Origin of the sequence: Mycobacterium sp. (assembly GCF_035314665.1) — a bacterium.
GTDB lineage: Bacteria > Actinomycetota > Actinomycetes > Mycobacteriales > Mycobacteriaceae > Mycobacterium.
Genome location: NZ_DATFZD010000449.1, coordinates 1 through 5,421, shown reverse-complemented (window position 1 = coordinate 5,421; position 5,421 = coordinate 1). Strand labels below are relative to the sequence as shown.

General features: G+C 66.4%; 8 protein-coding genes. 4 read left to right on the top strand and 4 right to left on the bottom strand.

What is annotated here, in order from left to right:
- The first annotated feature begins 220 nt into the window (after window positions 1-220).
- On the top strand, window positions 221-673 hold the full coding sequence (locus VKI00_RS32840; RefSeq protein WP_324447468.1) for a VOC family protein: 453 nt from the start codon (window positions 221-223) through the stop codon (window positions 671-673).
- A 33-nt stretch (window positions 674-706) separates the two neighbouring features.
- Here VKI00_RS32840 and VKI00_RS32835 read toward each other — a convergent pair whose 3' ends face one another.
- The 3 genes from VKI00_RS32835 to VKI00_RS32825 all read right to left on the bottom strand — a co-directional run bounded on the left by VKI00_RS32835 (window position 707) and on the right by VKI00_RS32825 (window position 3,734).
- Complete coding sequence (locus VKI00_RS32835) at window positions 707-2,212, bottom strand: right-handed parallel beta-helix repeat-containing protein (protein ID WP_324447467.1); 1,506 nt, start codon at window positions 2,210-2,212, stop codon at window positions 707-709.
- A 125-nt stretch (window positions 2,213-2,337) separates the two neighbouring features.
- Window positions 2,338-2,862 (bottom strand): hypothetical protein, encoded by a 525-nt coding sequence (locus tag VKI00_RS32830; protein ID WP_324447466.1) that lies wholly within the window; start codon window positions 2,860-2,862, stop codon window positions 2,338-2,340.
- A 125-nt stretch (window positions 2,863-2,987) separates the two neighbouring features.
- Window positions 2,988-3,734 carry a TetR/AcrR family transcriptional regulator C-terminal domain-containing protein gene (locus VKI00_RS32825; RefSeq protein ID WP_414687357.1) on the bottom strand — a complete coding sequence of 249 codons (747 nt, stop codon included), beginning with the start codon at window positions 3,732-3,734 and terminating at the stop codon, window positions 2,988-2,990.
- 119 nt (window positions 3,735-3,853) lie between these two features.
- Between VKI00_RS32825 and VKI00_RS32820 the strand changes: the two genes are divergently transcribed.
- From VKI00_RS32820 to VKI00_RS32810, 3 genes are all read left to right on the top strand, one after another.
- The gene (locus tag VKI00_RS32820; protein ID WP_324447465.1) at window positions 3,854-4,396 is read left to right on the top strand and encodes a hypothetical protein; all 543 of its coding nucleotides are present in this window, start codon (window positions 3,854-3,856) and stop codon (window positions 4,394-4,396) included.
- Window positions 4,383-4,556, top strand: coding sequence for a CsbD family protein (locus VKI00_RS32815; RefSeq protein ID WP_324447464.1), 174 nt, complete (start codon window positions 4,383-4,385; stop codon window positions 4,554-4,556). The genes VKI00_RS32820 and VKI00_RS32815 overlap by 14 nt, the downstream gene beginning before the upstream one ends.
- Window positions 4,557-4,654: 98 nt before the next feature.
- Window positions 4,655-4,810, top strand: coding sequence for a DUF6131 family protein (locus tag VKI00_RS32810; RefSeq protein WP_324447463.1), 156 nt, complete (start codon window positions 4,655-4,657; stop codon window positions 4,808-4,810).
- Window positions 4,811-4,945: 135 nt separating this feature from the next.
- On the opposite strand, the gene VKI00_RS32805 is transcribed toward VKI00_RS32810, so the two are convergent.
- Window positions 4,946-5,421: DUF5994 family protein (locus tag VKI00_RS32805; protein WP_324447462.1), on the bottom strand; the 476-nt coding region annotated here is incomplete at its 5' end.

The following is a 5,421-nucleotide window of genomic DNA, read 5'->3' as shown; positions in this document are numbered from 1 at the left end:
GCGCTGAGCCGCCGCTGATTGGTTTGGGCCGCGGCGGCGACGCCACCCTCGAGGAGGGCATGGTCCTGAGCATCCAATCCTGGGTCGCCGACGAGGGGGTCGGGGGATGCCTGGAGCGGGCCACGGTGCGGATCGACGGCGGAGGATCATCGGCACTGACGCGCTACGGAAGGCTGTGAACCATGAGCAACGCGGCGGCGCAGCTCCCGGGGTGTGACCGATGACGGATCACCGCACGGTTTTCAACCACGTTGGGTTATGCGTCTCGGATCGCGGGCGGGCGCGCCGCTTCTACGAGGGTCTGCTCGGCTTCGAGTTCTGGTGGGAACTCGAACCGCCCGACGAGGGCACCGACCGGCTCCTGCAGCTGGCCAAGCCGATCGGGCTGAATGCGACCTACCTGGTTCGCGACGGCCTCGTGCTCGAACTTCTCGACTACGTGCGCCGCGAAGTCCACGCCGGGCCGGACCGTGTCATGGATCAGGTTGGGCTGACACATCTGTCGCTGTCGGTGTCTGATCTCGGCGGCACATTGGCGATGGTCGACGGCTTCGGGGGATCAGTGGTCAACCCGACGGTGTCCGGGCAGTCGGCGATGATCCGCGACCCGGACGGGCAGCTGCTCGAACTGCTCTCGGACTCGTGGCTCGCGGCCCTGCCCCCTCGCCCTTAGTACCGGGGTGGACGCTGTCGTCCCGGGCACTGGCTACGTGCTCGCGGATTCGACCGGGGCGACCTCGACTCCGGCGATGTCGTTGCCGGACAGGTCGTTTTGCACCGAACCGGCCCCGACGTAAATGCCCGAGTAATGCCTGCCGTGAATCGTGTTGCCCGAAATGATGTTGCCGGATGATGGAACAAAATCCAGATCCGCAACGGCCGGGTCGGGCGCGGCAGCGCCGAGTTCGACACCGAAGAAATGGAACGCTCCGCTCTCGCCGAGGTTGTTGTCGACGATGACGTTGTTGCGGATGGTGTTGAACAGCCCGGTGCGCACCAGTTTCACCCCGCCGCCGAAGTTCCCGGTGACATCGTTGCCCGAGATGTCGTTGTAGATCGCGTTGTCGATCGAGATGCCGGGCAGCTTGGCCATCGAGGTGCCGTCGGCGGCGCGGCCGGCGTCGGCTACGAAGTCCAGCGCCAGGTCGGCATCCGACTGTGCCCAGCGGTTGCCGTTGCCGGCCACGTGGTTGCCGGAGAAGACGTTTGCGGTGGCGCCGTTGTCGAAGCAGATGCCCTCTTTTGAATTGCCGTCGAGCCGGTTGTCGAGGAACACGTTGGCGACCGCACCGTCGGTGTAGATGCCCGAAGACAGGCCATCGGAGATGGTGTTGGCCATAATCACATTCTGCGTGGGATTTTGGAGGCGCTGAACCAGCGGCTGCCTGACGACCCAGTAGTGATCGGGCAGAAAAAAGGTATCCGGATCGGCTCCGATATCGCCGCCCCGGCTTGTCAGCACAATGCCTGCATTCCAGTTCGACGGGCCGAGCAGGTGGTCGATCTGGTTGCCGTCGACCAACGCTGTTCTGACCGGACCGTCGAGCATGACACCGGCACGGCCCAGGTCATGCAGGTGATTGGCGTGGATGTCCAGGCTCGACGACGGACCCGTCACCACGATGCCGTTTTCGCTCAGGCCCCCGAGGTCGTTGCCGTCGATGGCGATGTTCGAGCCGCTGTCGACGAGGAACCCGTTCGTGCCGCCGGTGATTCTCGCGTTCGTGACCGCGACGTTGCGGGCGTGCACGAGCCTGATCAGCCAGACCGGCGGTTGCGCGCCGGCCTCGATCGCTGCGCCGGCGAAGTCGACGGTGACGTTTTGTCCGCTGATGGTCAGCGCCGTGTCGGCTTGCAGCGTCCGGCTGGCTACCGTGATGTGCGCGGGGGCGGCGGTGGCGATCAGCGAGTTCAGCTGCGAGAGTTGCGTGCCGTCGAAGGTCAGCTTCGGCAGCGGCTGCTGCGATAGCGATGGAAGGATCGCGCGATCCGCCGAAGTGGTGTCGCCCGCTTTCGCCCGCGCTGCCGAAGCCGTGCCGCTGTCGATGTTCAGCAGTTGCGCACGCTGGAAGACCTGCGTGCCGCGCGCGACGTCCGCGGCCTGACCACCGCTGCCATCGTGCGGGGCCGCCGATGGCGACGGCGGCGGAGACAACCACCAGGCCACGATGACCATTGCCGTCACCACGGCCACCCTGTGGGCCTTGTTCATCTGTACCGGCTCCTCGCGTCGGTCGGGCGGCCTGCAGGGTTGATCATCGCAACCGGGCGCCTCCCGCACATGCCTTTCATCCGGACACGAACCGATCCGCCGATCGCCTTTTTCGCGGCCTGGTTTCAGCGACGCGCCGACTTTGTCAGGGGTTGACCGGTCGCCGCCTGGAGCAGGCAAATGACCGTACTCGGGGTGGGATCGGCCGAGGTTCGATCTTGATCGGAGTCGATGAGGTACGTCACTGTGAATTGGTTGCCGCCGACGGGTCGCCCGGTGTACCGGGAGAATCCGGCATCGCACTCTCGGTTGGCGACGTCGGCGATGGCCGCGTTGACCCCGACCGGCGCTCGGAGATAGACCTCTGCCTGGTGTGCCGTCGCGCAGTCGACGACGGTGACGGTCACGACGGCGGGATCGGTCGGTGGAGGGTCGACGAGGCAGTCACCGACCTGCAGGTCGATCCACCTCTCGGTCCGAGGGGCCTGCGCAGCGGGTGGAGCAGCGATGGCCGTAGCCGCTGTTGCGGATGTCGTTGCCGCTGTTGCGCTGGCCGACGTCGTACCCGAAGCGGGGCCGTTCGCGCCACACGCCGCCAGCAGTGCTATCGCGGACAACCCCGGCAACACCGGACGGCTTCGGATCCGCATTGCCGCCTCCTCGATCCGTGTCCGATCGACCAGCGAATAAGAATAGGCGTGCGAACTCCAGTTGCTGGACAGCATTTCGAACAGCTGAACCTCGACGACCAGTGGTGCGTGCGGCGCGCATCATCTCATCCGGATCGGGATGTTCCGTCGGGGTGGGTCAGGGTTGCCATCAGGCCGGTGAGCAGGATATCGAGGCCGCGGTCGAGTGCGGTGGCGCCGTCGTAGGAGGCCAGTGCAGGTGCCAGCGCACGCACCAGGGGGAACTCGGTGATCGTCAGCCGGTGCAGGCCGAGGCGCAGCACATCGTCGGTTTCCTCGGGACGCTCGATGACCTCCTGCAGCTCGTCGAGGACGTGGCCGTGCAAGAAGCCGAACAGCACCCGGTAGATGTGCAGCGCGTCCTCGCCGCTGAAGCCGACGGATGTGAGCAGCGTGAGGACATCCTCCAGAGGGCGCAGCATCCCGGGCGGTCGCTGCCCCAGCGGGGTGGCCAGCGGCCGAGTCACCAACAGCGGCACCACGTTCGGGTGCGCCAGGGCCAACCGGCGGAAGTCATGGGCGACGATGCGCAGCTGGGCGGCCCAGTCCGGATTTGCGCTGTCCACCGATAGTTGGCCGAGAACGATCTCGGCGACACCGTCGAGCACCGCCGCCTTGTTCGGTACGTGCCGGTAGAGCACCGCCGGATCCCGGCCCACCGCGTCGCTGAGCCGACGCATGGACAATCCGTCCACACCGTCACAGTCGATGATCCGCAACGCGGACCGCAGGATCATCGACCGGGTGATCTGGACGTTGTCTCGGCCGGCGTCCGCGGCGGACCGGTCATCTCCGTCGGAGCCCGCATCGGGCCGGGTCGGCTGTTTCGTCATTGGCGCAGCACCTTCCTCCTGCTCGGAGAGTGTAGACCTTCGTCGTGGGCCAACGCTGTTGACACCGCGCCCGGTGAGGCGTGTACTGGACACCTACCACCCCAGTCAGAGGCGCCGAGATGCTTGTCATCGTTGGATTGATCGTTCTGCTGGTCGCGGCGATCGTCGCGATCGTGGGTGTGCTTGCCAATGCGGGGGCCGCTCACCCGTTGACCGAAAATTTCTCCGTGTTCGGCTATCACGTCACCGGGTCGACCGGCACCTTGTTCCTCTTCGGGATCCTGGTCGGCGCGGTGGCGCTGCTGGGCCTGAGCGTCCTGCTGGCCGGCGCGCGGCGCACCGCGGGCCGCGGGCGCGACGCCCGACGCGAACTCGAAAGGTCCCACCGCGAAACGGCGTTGATCAACCGAGACCGCGACAACCTGCTCGAACACCCGCAGCACGTCGGCGCCACCACCGGCTCACCGGTGAACTCGGATCGGGGCGCGAGCCGCCGGCGCAGGAGCCCGCTGCTCGGGCGCTGGTCGCGCGGTCGGCAACCGATGAGCACTACCGGGCAAACCGACGAAGCCCCTGGCCGCCGTATCCCGGTCGATACCGTCAGCCCGCAGTCGCGGTCTGTGAGCACCGCAAACGAAGGAACCCCCGATGAGCGTCGGTAAGAAGATCGCCCACAAGGCCGAAGCCGCCAAGGGCGCCGTCAAGAAGTTCTACGGCCGCGCCACCGGGAATACCCGGCTGCGCACCGAGGGACGCGTCGATCAGGCCAAGGGCAACATCAAACAGTCGGGGGCCAAGCTGAAGGACGCCTTCAGACACTGACCCTAACAGCCCGGCTGACAATGGCGACAGCCGCGGCGCCCGGGCGATGATGCATCCCGCTTATCTCTTTACATCTGAACAGAAATTAGGTGAACGTCATGATCGTTCTCGGCATCGTCCTTCTTGTCGCCGGATTATTGCTCAAGATCCACTTACTCTTCGTCATTGGGATCGTCCTCCTCGTCATCGGCGGGGTGCTGATGCTGATGGGACGCATGGGACACGCCGTCGGCGGCCGCCGCCACTACTTCTAACCGGGCAGGCGGCGCGTCAGAGAATGCTCCCTGGAGCAACGGCCGAAGCCGCCCACCCCACGCCCGGCGCCTGCTCATCGTTGCTCAGCTCTGGCGACCGCATGGCATGCCGTGTCTGCTCCCCCCGGACGTTACCTACGATGCCGTCGCTGCCGGGCGGGCGTCCATGCGGCAGCGGACTATGTGTTCGACGAGGATCGGGACGAAAGCCTGGATCGGTGCATTGACGAACTGCCGAGCCGCCTCCTCGCACCACCGCATGATCTCGGCGCCGCGCTGGGGGTCGCCGCGCCCCTCGTGACGAGCCAACTGGGCTGCCACCTCGGTCACGGATCGGCTGGCGGCCCGCTCGGCCTCGCTGGTCACAGCGATACCACCGCCGGCCTGTTTCGCTGCCGCGTCCAGTTCTTCTCGGGCAACCCGTTCACTGGCGTCGGGCGCGATGACGCGCAGTGTGATGCGACGACCGCCGCGACCGATCAGGATCACACTGGCCGGCTCCTCGGAGGTGAAGCCCTGCAAATGTACTGTCAGGCCGGCGATCTGGACCTGCGGCGGCGTCTCCGTCCACGCGTTGAGGTGGTAGCCCACCACGGCGACCTGACCCAGCC

Bases quoted from the DNA above. Each gene is read 5' to 3' on its own strand.
- VKI00_RS32830 (WP_324447466.1), bottom strand. From the start codon at position 2,862: ATGCGGATCCGAAGCCGTCCGGTGTTGCCGGGGTTGTCCGCGATAGCA.
- VKI00_RS32835 (WP_324447467.1), bottom strand. From the start codon at position 2,212: ATGAACAAGGCCCACAGGGTGGCCGTGGTGACGGCAATGGTCATCGTG.
- VKI00_RS32840 (WP_324447468.1), top strand. From the start codon at position 221: ATGACGGATCACCGCACGGTTTTCAACCACGTTGGGTTATGCGTCTCG.
- VKI00_RS32815 (WP_324447464.1), top strand. From the start codon at position 4,383: ATGAGCGTCGGTAAGAAGATCGCCCACAAGGCCGAAGCCGCCAAGGGC.
- VKI00_RS32825 (WP_414687357.1), bottom strand. From the start codon at position 3,734: ATGACGAAACAGCCGACCCGGCCCGATGCGGGCTCCGACGGAGATGAC.
- VKI00_RS32810 (WP_324447463.1), top strand. From the start codon at position 4,655: ATGATCGTTCTCGGCATCGTCCTTCTTGTCGCCGGATTATTGCTCAAG.
- VKI00_RS32820 (WP_324447465.1), top strand. From the start codon at position 3,854: ATGCTTGTCATCGTTGGATTGATCGTTCTGCTGGTCGCGGCGATCGTC.